This window comes from Pseudomonas lutea (genome assembly GCF_000759445.1).
GTDB lineage: Bacteria > Pseudomonadota > Gammaproteobacteria > Pseudomonadales > Pseudomonadaceae > Aquipseudomonas > Aquipseudomonas lutea.
This window is the reverse complement of record NZ_JRMB01000001.1, coordinates 1,178,781-1,192,177: the sequence shown is the minus strand read 5'-3', so window position 1 is coordinate 1,192,177 and position 13,397 is coordinate 1,178,781. Positions and strand designations below refer to the sequence as shown.

Here is a 13,397-nt window from a genome sequence, read left to right as displayed (position 1 = left end):
GCTGCGACCAACGCTGTCCGGCTAATGCCAGTCGCACTTGCTGTATCGCGATAGGCCAACGGACCAACGGCACGCATTATTTGTTTCAGCCTCACCTTCGGACTCGCCAATTCAGCGTCGACATCCGTGCAACTTGTCTAGCGCGGGCGGCGGCTAGATCGCCCTTGCGCGCCAACCTGTCCACGATCCTCGCGAATAATCCCGCATCAAACCGTCTACGAAGTGCAATCCCACAGTCATCGTCGATTCATGGAACTGCCACAGGCTGCCCCTAATGTCACTCGCACCGAACGCGGCCATGGACGGTCGTGCGGCTGATCATTCACTCCCGGCAGGACGCTGGAATCACAAGACCAGAGAAGCCCATGACCGCAGCCATTCATGTCGACCGCTTGAACAAGACATTCGCCCGCAAGACCGCTTTGGTTGACCTCGCATTGTCTATACAACACGGAGAAATGGTGGCGCTGATCGGCGCTTCCGGCTCCGGCAAATCCACTTTATTGCGTCACCTCGCCGGCCTTGCCTGTTGCGACCGTGACAATGGCGGCAGCGTCCAGGTCCTGGGCCGCGAAGTGCAGGCCTCGGGCCGTCTCAACAGCAAGGTGCGCCGTTTGCGCGCGGACATCGGCTACATCTTCCAGCAATTCAACCTCGTCAATCGCCTGAGCGTGCTCGACAACGTGTTGCTCGGTTGCCTGGGCCGCATGCCGCGCTGGCGTGGCAGCCTTGGGCTGTTCAATGCCGAGGAAAAAGCCCGCGCCATGGCCAACCTCGAGCGCGTCGGCCTGGCTGACCTGGCGCCGCAACGGGCCTCGACGCTGTCTGGCGGGCAGCAGCAACGCGTGGCCATCGCCCGCGCGCTGACTCAGCAGGCCGAAGTCATTCTGGCTGACGAACCGATCGCCTCCCTGGACCCCGAGTCCGCGCGCAAGGTCATGGAAATCCTCGCCGACATCAATCGCCAGGACGGCAAGACCGTCGTGGTCACCCTGCATCAGGTCGATTACGCCGTGCGTTATTGCCCGCGCGCCGTGGCGCTGAAAGGCGGGCGGATTCATTTCGATGGCAACGGCGCCGAGCTCAACAGCCAGTTTCTCAATGACCTGTACGGCGCCGACGCTGATACCAGCCTGATGTTCGACGGCAACGCACGTCCTGCCGAACGTCCGGCGCGGCTGGTCATGGCCCGGGCCTGATCAGCCAAGGCGCTTTGCGCCGCGAATCCCTCACCCCAACCCCGTTTCAGGAGTTCTCCATGTTGAACCGTATCGGGCGCGTGTTCGCGTCTGCCGCTGTGATTGCCGGTTGCCTGATGGGCACTGCGCAGGCAGACGACAACGTCATCAACTTCGGCATCATGTCCACCGAGTCGTCGCAAAACCTGAAAAGCGTCTGGCAGCCCTTTATCGACGACATGTCGAAAAAGACTGGACTGAAAGTCAACGCCACCTTTGCGTCCGACTACGCCGGCCTGATTCAGGGCATGCGTTTCAACAAGGTGGACGTGGCCTGGCTGGGCAACAAGGCGGCCATGGAAGCGGTTGACCGTTCCGGCGGCGAAATCTTCGCTCAGACCGCTGCGGCCAACGGCGCGCCGGGTTACTGGAGCGTGATCATTGCGCGCAAGGACAGCCCGATCAATTCGGTCGAGGACATGCTCAAGCACGCCAAGGAACTGACCTTCGGCAACGGCGACCCTAACTCCACCTCGGGCTACCTGGTGCCGGGCTATTACGTCTTCGCCCAGAACCATGTCGATGCGGCCACCGCCTTCAAGCGCACGCTTAACTCCAGCCATGAAGTCAACGCACTGAGCGTGGCGAAAGGGCAGCTGGATGTCGCGACCTTCAACACCGAAAGCTGGGACCGCCTGGAAGTCACGCAGCCAGACAAAGCCGCGCTGCTCAAAGTGATCTGGAAATCGCCGCTGATCCCGGCCGACCCGATGGTCTGGCGCAAGGGGCTGTCGGACGCGGACAAAAACAAGATCCGCGACTTCTTCGCCAACTACGGCGACACGGATGAAGAAAAGGCCGTGCTGAAGAACATGCAGATGAGCAAGTTCCTCAAATCCTCGGACGACCAGTTGCTGACCATCCGCCAGCTTGAGCTGTTCAAGCAAAAGACCGAAACCACGGCCAGCACCACCCTCAGCGCCGATGAGAAGGCCACGCGCCTGAAAGACATCGACGCCGGTCTCGCCAGGCTGCAGGACCGCATCACCGAGCTGGAAAAACAAGGCACCGCCAAGGCGGGTTGATGCACCCGGCGCGCTGGCGCCTCACGACGCTGCCTCAACGCGTCACCGCTCAGCGCGCCCGGCATGACCGTTCACCCGTTCGCAACCGGACTTCTTATGACCACTCACGCTGCTTACCTGCAAACCGCCGGCAAACGCACTTGGCCGCAATACCTGGGCTGGGGCCTGTTCCTGGCGATGATGGCCTGGGCCTGGCACGGCGCCGAGATGAACCCGCTGGCGCTGTACCGCGACTCCGGGAACATGGCCACCTTTGCCGCCGACTTTTTCCCGCCGGACTTCCACGAATGGCGGGCCTATCTCAAGGAAATGATCGTCACCGTGCAGATCGCGCTGTGGGGCACGCTGCTGGCCATCGTCTGCTCGGTGCCCCTGGGCATTCTGTGCGCCGACAACATCACACCCTGGTGGATTCACCAGCCGCTGCGTCGGGTCATGGATGCCTTCCGTTCGATCAACGAAATGGTCTTCGCGATGCTGTTCGTGGTGGCCGTCGGCCTGGGCCCCTTTGCTGGCGTGCTGGCGCTGTGGATCAGCACCACCGGCGTGCTCGCCAAGCTGTTCGCCGAAGCAGTGGAAGCGATCGACCCCGGCCCGGTCGAGGGCGTGCGTGCCACCGGCGCCAGTGCCTTGCAGGAAGTGATCTTCGGGGTCATCCCGCAAGTCATGCCGCTGTGGATTTCCTACGCGCTGTACCGTTTTGAATCCAACGTGCGCTCGGCGACGGTGGTGGGGATGGTCGGTGCCGGCGGGATCGGCGTGATCCTCTGGGAAAACATCCGCGCGTTCCAGTTCACCCAGACCTGCTCGGTGTTGCTGGTGATCATCGTGGTGGTCAGCGTCATTGACATCTTCTCCCAGCGCCTGCGCAAGCAGTTCATCTAACGACCACGACAGGAGAGGGTGCGAACCCTTTTTTTAGCCATGCAGTTGTCTAGACAAACCGAAGTCCTGCGCCATCCCGCTGCGCCGCTGGCAGCCTCTAGCCGCCAGCCCGCGCAGCGCGAACCGATGTACCTCGAACTGGCGCACACCCTGCGCAGCGAACTCAACCGCTACAGCGCCGGGGACTACCTGCCCGCCGAGGTGCAGCTGGCCGCACGCTTTGAGGTCAATCGTCACACCTTGCGCCGTGCCGTCGACGAACTGGTGCGTGAAGGCAGCCTGCTGCGCCGCCAGGGCAAAGGCACGCAGGTGCTGGGGCGGCCGCTGGTCTACCCGGTTGCCGCCGGCAGCGCCTACAGCGAATCGCTGTCGGCATTGGGTCACGGCGTTGAGGCGGTGCTGCTGCAGCGTCGGCACTGCACGGCCACCGCGGAGGAGGCCGAGCATCTGGGCCTGCCTCTCAACGCGCCACTCATAGAACTGCAGACCCTGCGCCGCCTCGACGGCCAGCCGGTCTGCCTGATTCGCCATCGTTATTGCGCCACTCGCGCGCCGTTGATTGCCGACTACACCAGCGGTTCGGTGCGCCAGTTCCTGGCCGAGCGTCAGCTGCCATTGACCCGCACGTTCAGCCTGATCGGTGCGCGCTTGCCCAGTCGCGAAGAAGCCAGCGTGCTGTTGATGCCGCGCCACCTGCCGGCGCTGACGGTGCTCACCCTTTCCCATGACGCGCTTGGAAACGCGGTGGAGATTGCCCATTCCACCAGCCGTTCCGACCGCTTCCAGTATCAGATCGTCACCTGACGGAGATGTCCTCGATGACTGCCACACCTGCCCATGACACACCCGATGCTCCAGCGTCTGACCAGGCTGCCCGCCAGCACTGGATTGGCGTGCTCGCGCGTAGCCGTCGCGCCGAACTGCTGCCCCACGAAGCTGCGCTGCGTGACGCCGATTACCAGCTGATCCGCGCGCCGGAAATCGGCATGGCCCTGGTGCGTGGCCGCATGGGCGGCAGCGGCGCGCCGTTCAACGTCGGCGAGATGACCGTGACCCGTTGCGTGGTGCGCCTGGCCGATGGCCGTACCGGTTTCAGTTACCTGGCCGGGCGCGACAAGGCCCACGCCGAGCTCGCCGCACTGGCCGACGCGCATTTGCAGGGCGCACGCCGGGCGCACTGGATCAGCGACCTGATTGACCCGCTGGCTCGGGCGCAAGACCTGCGCCGGGCTCAACAACACGCCGAAACCGCTGCGACCAAAGTGGACTTCTTCACCCTGGTCAGAGGAGAAAACTGATGAGCACCTCTCTCGCAACTCAATCCTTGCCTGCATCGCTGTTGCAGCCGGCGTTCGCCGATCCGGTGCTGGACGCCCAGCGCAGCTTTCGCGCCGCGCTCAAGGCCCTCGCCGGTCCCGGTGTGGCCCAGAGTCTGCTCGCCACCCAGACCCCGCCGCACCTGGAGGGTCTCGCCGCCGCCAGCCACGCCTTGTGCCTGGCGTTGCTGGACGTCGACACGCCGCTGTGGCTTGCGCCGACTTTCGACACTCAGGCGATTCGCGCCAACCTGACGTTCCATTGCGGCTGTCCGATTGTCAGCGACCGGCAAAACGCACGCTTCGCCTTGCTCGATGACAGCCAGCTGCATGACCTCAGCGGCTTCGACCTTGGCAACGACCGCTACCCGGACCAGTCCTGCACGCTGCTGGTTCAGCTGCCGAGCCTGCAGGGCGGTACCCAGCTGGCCTGGCAAGGCCCGGGCATCGAAACCCGAAACCACGTCAGCCTGCCGCTGCAGGAAGCGTTCTGGCGCGAGCGCGAAGCCCGCAACGACTTCCCCCGTGGCATCGACGTGTTCTTCGTCGCCGGCAGCGAACTGCTGGGCCTGCCGCGCAGCACCCAGGTGCTGCTCAAGCCGCAGCCTGCCAGTCTGCAACCGTCGAGAGGAGCTGCCTGATGTACGTTGCCGTCAAGGGTGGCGAACAGGCCATCGACAATGCTCATGCGCTGCTGGCCAGGAAACGTCGGGGCGATACCGCCGTTGCCGAACTCGGCGTAGAGCAGATCCGTCAGCAACTGCCCCTGGCCGTGGCCCGGGTGATGACAGAAGGCTCGCTGTACGACACCGAGCTGGCAGCCCTGGCGATCAAGCAATCGGCGGGCGATCTGGTTGAAGCGATCTTTCTGCTGCGCGCTTACCGCACCACGCTGCCGCGCTTCAGTGCCAGTCTGCCGATCGACACCGCCGGCATGCAGCTCAACCGGCGTTTGTCGGCCACGTTCAAGGACGTGCCGGGCGGGCAGTTGCTGGGGCCGACGTTTGACTACACCCACCGCCTGCTGGATTTCACCCTGCTGGCCGAGGGTGAGTTTCCCGGCCCCCAAGTGCAGGCCGGGGCGACCGTGCAGGCGTGTCCACGGGTCTCCGGGCTGCTCGCCAAAGAGGGGCTGATCAAGGAGGAAACCGACACCGGTGCGCCGGTGGCGGACATCACCCGCGAGCCACTGGAATACCCGGCCAGTCGCGCCGAGCGACTGCAAGCGCTGGCTCGCGGTGACGAGGGCTTTTTACTGGCGCTGGGTTATTCGACCCAACGTGGCTACGGGCGCAACCATCCGTTTGCCGGCGAGATTAGAGTGGGCGACGTCGACGTCTGGATCGAGCCGGAAGAGCTGGGCTTCGCAATCTGCATCGGCGCCATCGAAGTGACCGAGTGCGAAATGGTCAACCAGTTCGTCGGCTCTGCCACCGAGCTGCCGCAGTTCACTCGCGGCTATGGCCTGGCCTTCGGTCACGCCGAGCGCAAGGCCATGGGCATGGCGCTGGTGGACCGCTCACTGCGCGCCGATGAATACAGCGAAGAAATCGTCTCGCCCGCGCAGCAGGAGGAATTCGTCCTGGCGCACTGCGACAACGTCGAAGCCGCCGGTTTCGTCTCCCACCTCAAGCTGCCGCACTACGTCGATTTCCAGGCCGAACTGGAACTGATCCGCAAACTGCGCGCGCCCTCCAAGGAGCAGGCCCAATGAACGCCGCCACCCAACCTCGGCCGCACCCGCAGCCACAACCCCAGCTGCCGCGCGACGAGGCTTACAACTTTGCGTATCTGGACGAGCAGACCAAACGCATGATCCGGCGCGGCCTGCTCAAGGCGGTGGCGATCCCCGGTTATCAGGTGCCGTTCGGTGGTCGCGAGATGCCGCTGCCGTATGGCTGGGGCACTGGCGGCATGCAACTCACCGCCGCGATTCTGGGCGCCGAAGACGTACTCAAAGTGATTGATCAGGGCGCCGATGACACCACCAACGCCGTATCGATCCGGCGTTTCTTCGCCCGCACCGCCGGCGTTGCTACCACCGAGCGAACCCCCGAAGCGACGATCATCCAGACCCGTCACCGGATACCGGAAACGCCGCTGCACGCCGATCAGATCATGGTCTATCAGGTGCCCATTCCCGAGCCGCTGCGTTTCATCGAGCCCTCGGAAACCGAGACCCGGACCATGCACGCGCTGAATGATTACGGCGTCATGCACGTCAAGCTCTACGAAGACATCGCCACCTTCGGCCACATCGCCACCGCCTATGCCTACCCGGTGACCGTGGACGAGCGCTACGTCATGGACCCATCGCCAATCCCCAAATTCGACAACCCCAAGCTGAACATGAGCCCGGCGTTGATGCTGTTCGGCGCGGGTCGCGAGAAGCGCCTGTATGCCGTGCCGCCGTTTACCCGCGTCACCAGCCTGGACTTCGAGGACCACCCCTTCGAAGTGCAGCAATGGGCGCACAACTGCGCCATCTGCGGTAGCCGGGAATCGTTCCTCGACGAGCTGATCCTCGACGATCAGGGCACCCAGAGCTTCGTCTGCTCGGACACCGATTACTGCGCACAACGCGTCAGTCAGGGGAGGGCCGCGCAATGAACGTCGCTCAACAGATCGACCGTGATGCCCTCAGTGATCGCACCCAGCCACTGCTCAAAGTGCGCGGCCTGAGCAAATTGTACGGGCCGGAAAAAGGCTGTCAGGACGTCAGCTTCGAGCTGTTCCCCGGTGAGGTGCTGGGCATCGTCGGTGAGTCGGGCTCGGGCAAGTCGACCCTGCTGTCGTTGCTCAGTGGCCGCTGCCCGCCGGACAGCGGCGTCATCGACTACCGCCGCGCCGACGGCCACAAACACGCCGGTGAGTGGCTGGATCTGTACAGCGCCAGCGAGGCCGAGCGGCGCACTTTGCTGCGCACCGAATGGGGCTTCGTCGAGCAAAACCCCCGGGACGGCCTGCGCATGGCGGTGTCAGCCGGCGCCAATATCGGTGAGCGGCTGATGGCCCAGGGCGTGCGCAACTATCAGGCGCTGCGCGCGGCGGGGCTGGACTGGTTGAATCAGGTGGAGATCGACCCGGCGCGCATCGACGATTTGCCACGGACATTCTCCGGCGGCATGCAGCAGCGCTTGCAGATTGCTCGAAACCTGGTGTCCGGCCCACGACTGGTGTTCATGGACGAGCCCACCGGCGGCCTCGATGTGTCGGTGCAGGCGCGCTTGCTCGACCTGATGCGCGGGCTGGTGCGCGAGCTCGACCTGGCAGTGGTGCTCGTGACCCACGACCTGGCCGTGGCGCGCCTGCTCGCCGATCGCCTGATGGTCATGCGCCGTTCCCGCGTGGTGGAGACCGGCCTGACCGATCAGATCCTCGACGATCCGCAACACCCGTACTCGCAGCTGCTGGTGTCTTCGGTGCTGCAGCCATGATCCGACTTCCGGGGTGCTTTCAATGAACACGCTGATCGAGGTCCGTGACCTCTCGAAAACTTTCACGCTGCATCAGCAGAGCGGTGTCGTCCTCAACGTGCTGGATGGCCTTGATTTCGCCGTCAGTGCCGGCGAATGCCTGGTCCTGCACGGCCATTCCGGGGCAGGCAAAAGCACGTTGCTGCGCACGCTGTACGGCAACTATCTCCCCGCAGGCGGAAGTATTCGCGTGCAGCATCAGGGCGAGTGGCTGGAACTGGTCGGTGCCACCCCGCGCCAGGTATTGCAGGTGCGCCAGCAGACCCTGGGCTACGTCAGCCAGTTTTTGCGGGTCATCCCGCGCGTCGCGACGCTGGACGTGGTGATGGAGCCAGCGCTGGCCCGGGGCTGGACCCGGCAAGACGCCCAGGCGCGGGCCGAGCATCTGCTCGCTCGCCTGAACATCCCCCAGCGTTTGTGGCAGCTGGCGCCGGGGACCTTCTCCGGCGGGGAGCAGCAGCGCGTCAACATCGCGCGCGGCTTCATGGTGCCGTGGCCGGTGATGCTGCTCGACGAACCAACGGCCTCGCTGGACGACGATAATCGTCAGGTAGTGCTTGAACTGATCAATGAAGCCAAACACGCAGGCGCTGCGGTGATTGGCATCTTCCACGACCGCGTCGCCCGTGAAGCCGTCTGCGACCGGCATCTGGACATGACACCGTCTGCGCTCGATTCAGCTGCCAATCCGGCACGCGCGACCAATGAAACTTCGGCGCTGAAGGAGGCCGCACAATGCTGAACGAGCAGATCCTGACCAACGCCAGTGTGGTTTCTGCCCAGGGCGTGTTCCTCGGTACCGTGGTGCTGCGTGACGGCCTTATCAGCGAGGTCGACGACCGTGTCAGCTACTTGCCCCAGGCGCAGAACCTCAACGGCGAATACCTGTTGCCAGGGCTGGTGGAGCTGCACACCGACAACCTGGAAAAACACCTCAGCCCGCGGCCCGGTGTGGACTGGCCGTCGGCCTCGGCGGTGATGAGCCACGATGCGCAAATCATCGCGGCCGGCATCACCACCGTCTTCGACGCGCTGTCCATCGGCGACGTCAATCCCAAGGGCAAGCGCATGCAGCAACTGCCGGGCATGGTCGAGGCCATCGCCCAGGCAAACGCCGCCAACATGACACGCGCCGAGCACCGTCTGCACCTGCGCTGCGAAGTCTGTCATCCCGATACCTTGAGCGTGTTTCGCGACCTGGTGGAGCAACCGCTGGTACAGCTCGTCTCGACCATGGACCACTCGCCGGGCCAGCGCCAGTTCGCCCTTGAGTCCAAGTACCGTGAGTACTACATGGGCAAGTACCACTTGAGCAGCGAGCAGATGGACGCGTTCATTGTCGAGCAGGTGGCCAATTCGAAAACCTACAGCGACCGATACCGCCGCGCCATTGTCGATATCTGTCTGGAACGTGGCTTGTCGGTGGCCAGCCACGACGACGCGACCTTGGCGCACGTTGAGGAATCGGCGGCGTACGGCATGACCATCGCCGAGTTTCCGACCACACTGGAAGCCGCGCAGGGCTGCCGTCGTCTTGGCATGAGCGTGCTGATGGGCGCGCCGAATATCGTGCGCGGCGGCTCGCACTCGGGGAACATCGCAGCGGCGAGATTGGCCGAAGAAGGGCTACTGGATATTCTCTCCAGCGATTACTATCCGGCCAGTCTGTTGCAGGCGGCGTTCACCTTGGGTGCGCAGCTGGATGCAGCAAATGAGTCGACAGGCGCAGGACTGGCACGCGCGGTCAGCACGGTCAGCCTGGCGCCAGCGCGTTCGGCGGGCTTGTACGATCGCGGCGAGATTCGGGTGGGCCTGCGGGCTGACCTCATCCACGCCCGGGCGGCGGGCACGCTGCCGATCATTGAGCAGGTATGGCGACAAGCGAAGAGGGTGTTTTGATGACGGGCAGGTTGATCTATCTCATCGGGCCTTCGGGCTCGGGCAAGGACAGCCTGCTGGACGCTGCCCGCGAGGCATTGGCCGCGCGGGGCTGCCGAATCGTGCGGCGGGTCATCACACGCTCGGCCGAAGCCACCGGGGAGGCGGCGCAGGCCGTCAGCGTCGGGCGCTTTGAAGCCCTGCAGGCCGAAGGCGCCTTTGCGCTGGACTGGTTCGCCAACGGGCTGCATTACGGCATCCCGGTAGAGATCGATCAATGGTTGGCTGAAGGTCACGACGTGCTGATCAACGGCTCGCGCGGCCACCTGCCTCAGGCGCGCGCGCGTTACCCGCACATGAGCGTGGTGCTGCTGACGGTTGATCAAGCCGTGCTGCGCGAACGTTTGCAACGCCGGGCTCGGGAGTCTGCCGAAGACATCGAGACGCGACTGGCGCGCAATGCGCAGTTCACCCAAGGCCTGCTCGCCGATGACCCGGAATTAATCGTGCTCGACAACTCGGGGCCCCTTGAGCAAACGGTCGGCAGGCTCATGCAACACCTGGAGCGCGCCGACGCATGCGCCTGACCTTGCTGGGCACAGGAGATGCGCGGCAAGTCCCGGTTTACGGGTGTGACTGCGCCGCCTGCCACGCGGCCCGTCACGATGAGCGACTGCGCCGGCGCCCCTGCTGTGCGCTGGTCGAAGTGGGCGAACAACGCTGGTTGATCGACAGCGGCCTGACCGACCTCACCGAACGTTTCCCGCCGCGCAGCCTCAGCGGCATTCTGCAAACCCACTACCACGCCGACCACGCCCAGGGCCTGCTGCACCTGCGCTGGGGGCAAGGCCTGGTTATTCCGGTCCACGGCCCGGCGGACCCGGAAGGGCTGGCGGACCTGTACAAACACCCGGGCATTCTGGATTTCAGCCGACCCTTCATGCCATTCGAAAGCCGCGGGCTGGGCGACCTCCAGGTCACGGCACTGCCGCTGCTGCATTCCAGGCCAACCCTGGGTTACTTGCTGGAAGGCGGTGGACGGCGCATCGCCTACCTCACCGACACCGTCGGCTTGCCCCACGATACGCAAACCTTCCTGCAGCGCGAAGCGCTTGACGTGCTGATTCTGGATTGCTCGATGCCGCCCCAACCGCACGCACCGCGCAACCACAATGACCTGACCCTCGCGCTCAAAACCATTGACGAGCTCAAGCCTGGACAAGCAGTGCTGACCCATATCGGGCATACCCTGGATGCCTGGCTAATGGAGCATGCCGAGGATTTGCCCGAACACGTTCGGGTGGCGCGGGACGCAATGAAGGTCTGAACGGGGCTGGCAGGCGAGGTTTGGTGAGTCGTCCTGTTACCACCTGTCGCTCTGGTCGCTTAAACCTCGGTGCGGCTTCAACTTTTGCCTGTGATGGCCGTTGCAAATGTAGCCCTACATTTTCTTCGGAGTTTGACCATGTCTTTGATTCCCCGCCGTATCGCTGGACGAATGACCCTGGGAATCCTGACGTTGCTGGTGCTCACGGCCGTGGCGATTTTCGCGGTCATGACTCTGGGCGGCAAACCCCAGTTGGTGGCCGCCGGCACCGAGTCGGCAGAGCAGTCAGCCAGTGCCATTACCCGTCAGTTGGCGCTGCCGTTGAGCCGCATCGAAGGCACGGCTGCTGCCATGGCGCTGCTGGCAGAGTCTTTGCCCCGCGACGAAGCCCTGTACATGAGCAATTTCCCCGGACTGATCGACAGTCAGGGGGATGCGGCGATCGCCGGTGGCGGCGTGTGGCCGGAGCCCAACGCCTTCGCCGCAGGCACCGAGCGCCGCAGTTTTTTCTGGTCACGGGACGCCGGCAATCGATTGGGCTTTTCAGACGAATACAACCAGGTCAAGACACCGCCGTATCAGGCTGAGTCTTGGTACACCGGGGCCAAATCCGCGCCGGCGGGTCGTTGCGTGTGGTCCGATGCCTATCAGGATCCGGTCAGCGGCGTGGCAATGACCACCTGCAGCGTCCCTTATCGGGCGCAGGGCGCCTTCGCCGGTGTCGCGACCATCGACCTCAAGCTTGACGGTCTGGCCGCCTTCCTCAAAGAGAAAGGCGGCGTGACAGACGGCTACGCATTCGCAGTCGATCCTTCAGGGAACCTGCTGTATTTCCCCGACGCGAAAGGCACCAAGGGCCTGTTGACCGTTAGCGGGCTGAGCCAGGAACACGCCTGGTTCAAGCCGGTGGCTGATCAGCTCGCCAATAACACCTCGGCACTGTCGACCCTGAGAATCGAGCACGATGGTCGGCTTGACGGTCCGGCGTACGTCACGCTGGCGACCATGGCTGGCACGGGCTGGCGCATTGGCTTGGTGACGCCGGAAGCCCGCGTTGTCGGCCTGGCCAACCGCCTCACCGGACAGATTCTGTTGTTCCTGCTGCCGCTGCTTGGCGTGCTGCTGGGTCTGGCCTGGCTGGCCGGCAAACGGCTTCTGGCGCAACTGGAGGAAACCACTGCACAGATCTCGAGTCTGGGGCAGGGCGGTCAGACCGACACCCAGCTGGCGATTTTGCGCGCCGACGAGATTGGCGCGCTGCGTGAGTCGGTCAATCAATACGCCGGCTCGCTGCGCAACATGCTGCATCGCATCGCCGAGGAATCGCTGTCCCTGGAGCGCCAGGCCAACGAACTGGCGCAGCTGTCCCAAGGCGTGGCCGAGCGGGCCGAATCCCAGCGTCAAGACAACACCTTGCTGGCGACGGCGATCACCGAGATGTCGGCCAGTGCCAACGAAGTTGCCCAGAACACCACGGACTGCTCCGACACCGCCCGCCGTTCCCTGGGCGACGCGCAAAAAAGCCAGGATCAGGTCAACCACAACAGCCAGTCCATCGAGGTGCTGGCGACGGACATTGCCGGGGCGGCCGGCGCCATCACCCAGCTGGGCGATGACATCGAGCGCGTGGGCAGCGTCCTGGAGGTGATCAAATCGATTTCCCAACAGACCAACCTGCTGGCCCTGAACGCGGCGATCGAAGCGGCGCGCGCAGGCGAGCAGGGCCGCGGTTTTGCAGTCGTGGCTGACGAGGTGCGTACCCTCGCCGGGCGAACCCAGGCGTCGGCGAACGAGATTCAGGAGATGATCTCGCAATTGCGTCAGGCCTCCACCGCGGCCGTCTCGACCATGCAAAGCGGTGCCACCCGCACCCGTGAGTCGGTGCAGCAAGCCGTCAGCGTCGCCGCCACACTGGGCACCACCGTGTTCAGCTTCGACGACATCGTCCAGCGCGCTCATCAGATTGCCGTCGCCGCCCAGGAGCAAAGCCATGTCACCCACGAAATCAACGAACTGGCGGTGCGCATCCACGCCTCCAGCGAACAAGGCGCCAGGGACGCCGGCACCTTGCGCGAACTGGGCAAAGGCATGCAGTCCATCTCCGGTCGTCTGGGGGCATTGAGCCGGGGTGGCAATCAGGCCTGAAGCACTTGGTGCGCCGCCCAGGCTGGGCGTGAGCACGACCAGACCTTCAGCGTCCGAAACGCCGTCTTCGTGAGCAAGCTCACTCCACGTTGATGGTGTCTGCCCCG

General features: G+C 64.2%; 14 protein-coding genes. All 14 read left to right on the top strand.

Annotated elements, in window-relative coordinates:
* Positions 1-365: 365 nt before the first annotated feature.
* The 14 genes from phnC (at position 366) to LT42_RS26635 (ending at position 13,290) form a co-directional block, all read left to right on the top strand.
* Positions 366-1,199: a phosphonate ABC transporter ATP-binding protein gene (gene phnC / locus LT42_RS24840; protein WP_052075089.1), complete on the top strand. Its 834-nt coding sequence runs from the start codon at positions 366-368 to the stop codon at positions 1,197-1,199.
* Positions 1,200-1,258: 59 nt separating this feature from the next.
* Positions 1,259-2,263, top strand: a complete 1,005-nt coding sequence (phnD, locus tag LT42_RS04925) for a phosphonate ABC transporter substrate-binding protein (protein ID WP_037010406.1) — start codon at positions 1,259-1,261, stop codon at positions 2,261-2,263.
* Between the two features lie 96 nt (positions 2,264-2,359).
* A complete protein-coding gene (phnE, locus tag LT42_RS04920) occupies positions 2,360-3,148 on the top strand; it encodes a phosphonate ABC transporter, permease protein PhnE (RefSeq protein WP_037010404.1) in 789 nt (262 codons plus the stop codon).
* A 126-nt stretch (positions 3,149-3,274) separates the two neighbouring features.
* Positions 3,275-3,952, top strand: a complete 678-nt coding sequence (phnF, locus tag LT42_RS04915; RefSeq protein ID WP_037012973.1) for a phosphonate metabolism transcriptional regulator PhnF — start codon at positions 3,275-3,277, stop codon at positions 3,950-3,952.
* 14 nt (positions 3,953-3,966) lie between these two features.
* Positions 3,967-4,446, top strand: coding sequence for a phosphonate C-P lyase system protein PhnG (phnG, locus tag LT42_RS04910; protein WP_052075088.1), 480 nt, complete (start codon positions 3,967-3,969; stop codon positions 4,444-4,446).
* 26 nt (positions 4,447-4,472) lie between these two features.
* Positions 4,473-5,105: a phosphonate C-P lyase system protein PhnH gene (gene phnH, locus LT42_RS04905; protein WP_052075253.1), complete on the top strand. Its 633-nt coding sequence runs from the start codon at positions 4,473-4,475 to the stop codon at positions 5,103-5,105.
* On the top strand, positions 5,105-6,178 hold the full coding sequence (locus LT42_RS04900; RefSeq protein WP_037010403.1) for a carbon-phosphorus lyase complex subunit: 1,074 nt from the start codon (positions 5,105-5,107) through the stop codon (positions 6,176-6,178). The genes phnH and LT42_RS04900 overlap by 1 nt, the downstream gene beginning before the upstream one ends.
* Positions 6,175-7,074, top strand: coding sequence for an alpha-D-ribose 1-methylphosphonate 5-phosphate C-P-lyase PhnJ (locus tag LT42_RS04895; protein ID WP_052075086.1), 900 nt, complete (start codon positions 6,175-6,177; stop codon positions 7,072-7,074). Before LT42_RS04900 ends, LT42_RS04895 begins: the two co-directional genes overlap by 4 nt.
* Complete coding sequence (gene phnK, locus LT42_RS04890) at positions 7,071-7,901, top strand: phosphonate C-P lyase system protein PhnK (protein WP_037010401.1); 831 nt, start codon at positions 7,071-7,073, stop codon at positions 7,899-7,901. The genes LT42_RS04895 and phnK overlap by 4 nt, the downstream gene beginning before the upstream one ends.
* Before the next feature lie 22 nt (positions 7,902-7,923).
* Positions 7,924-8,682, top strand: coding sequence for a phosphonate C-P lyase system protein PhnL (gene phnL, locus LT42_RS04885; RefSeq protein ID WP_052075084.1), 759 nt, complete (start codon positions 7,924-7,926; stop codon positions 8,680-8,682).
* Positions 8,676-9,839, top strand: a complete 1,164-nt coding sequence (locus LT42_RS04880; RefSeq protein WP_037010399.1) for an alpha-D-ribose 1-methylphosphonate 5-triphosphate diphosphatase — start codon at positions 8,676-8,678, stop codon at positions 9,837-9,839. Before phnL ends, LT42_RS04880 begins: the two co-directional genes overlap by 7 nt.
* The gene (gene phnN / locus LT42_RS04875; RefSeq protein ID WP_037010397.1) at positions 9,839-10,405 is read left to right on the top strand and encodes a phosphonate metabolism protein/1,5-bisphosphokinase (PRPP-forming) PhnN; all 567 of its coding nucleotides are present in this window, start codon (positions 9,839-9,841) and stop codon (positions 10,403-10,405) included. The genes LT42_RS04880 and phnN overlap by 1 nt, the downstream gene beginning before the upstream one ends.
* On the top strand, positions 10,396-11,145 hold the full coding sequence (gene phnP / locus LT42_RS04870; protein WP_037010395.1) for a phosphonate metabolism protein PhnP: 750 nt from the start codon (positions 10,396-10,398) through the stop codon (positions 11,143-11,145). The genes phnN and phnP overlap by 10 nt, the downstream gene beginning before the upstream one ends.
* A 138-nt stretch (positions 11,146-11,283) precedes the next feature.
* Complete coding sequence (locus LT42_RS26635; RefSeq protein WP_037010393.1) at positions 11,284-13,290, top strand: methyl-accepting chemotaxis protein; 2,007 nt, start codon at positions 11,284-11,286, stop codon at positions 13,288-13,290.
* Positions 13,291-13,397 lie beyond the last annotated feature (107 nt).

What these genes read in the sequence shown, in the direction of transcription:
- phnC (WP_052075089.1), top strand. Translation starts at nt 366, where the DNA reads ATGACCGCAGCCATTCATGTCGACCGCTTGAACAAGACATTCGCCCGC.
- phnD (WP_037010406.1), top strand. Translation starts at nt 1,259, where the DNA reads ATGTTGAACCGTATCGGGCGCGTGTTCGCGTCTGCCGCTGTGATTGCC.
- phnE (WP_037010404.1), top strand. Translation starts at nt 2,360, where the DNA reads ATGACCACTCACGCTGCTTACCTGCAAACCGCCGGCAAACGCACTTGG.
- phnF (WP_037012973.1), top strand. Translation starts at nt 3,275, where the DNA reads ATGTACCTCGAACTGGCGCACACCCTGCGCAGCGAACTCAACCGCTAC.
- phnG (WP_052075088.1), top strand. Translation starts at nt 3,967, where the DNA reads ATGACTGCCACACCTGCCCATGACACACCCGATGCTCCAGCGTCTGAC.
- LT42_RS04900 (WP_037010403.1), top strand. Translation starts at nt 5,105, where the DNA reads ATGTACGTTGCCGTCAAGGGTGGCGAACAGGCCATCGACAATGCTCAT.
- LT42_RS04895 (WP_052075086.1), top strand. Translation starts at nt 6,175, where the DNA reads ATGAACGCCGCCACCCAACCTCGGCCGCACCCGCAGCCACAACCCCAG.
- phnK (WP_037010401.1), top strand. Translation starts at nt 7,071, where the DNA reads ATGAACGTCGCTCAACAGATCGACCGTGATGCCCTCAGTGATCGCACC.
- phnL (WP_052075084.1), top strand. Translation starts at nt 7,924, where the DNA reads ATGAACACGCTGATCGAGGTCCGTGACCTCTCGAAAACTTTCACGCTG.
- LT42_RS04880 (WP_037010399.1), top strand. Translation starts at nt 8,676, where the DNA reads ATGCTGAACGAGCAGATCCTGACCAACGCCAGTGTGGTTTCTGCCCAG.
- phnN (WP_037010397.1), top strand. Translation starts at nt 9,839, where the DNA reads ATGACGGGCAGGTTGATCTATCTCATCGGGCCTTCGGGCTCGGGCAAG.
- phnP (WP_037010395.1), top strand. Translation starts at nt 10,396, where the DNA reads ATGCGCCTGACCTTGCTGGGCACAGGAGATGCGCGGCAAGTCCCGGTT.
- LT42_RS26635 (WP_037010393.1), top strand. Translation starts at nt 11,284, where the DNA reads ATGTCTTTGATTCCCCGCCGTATCGCTGGACGAATGACCCTGGGAATC.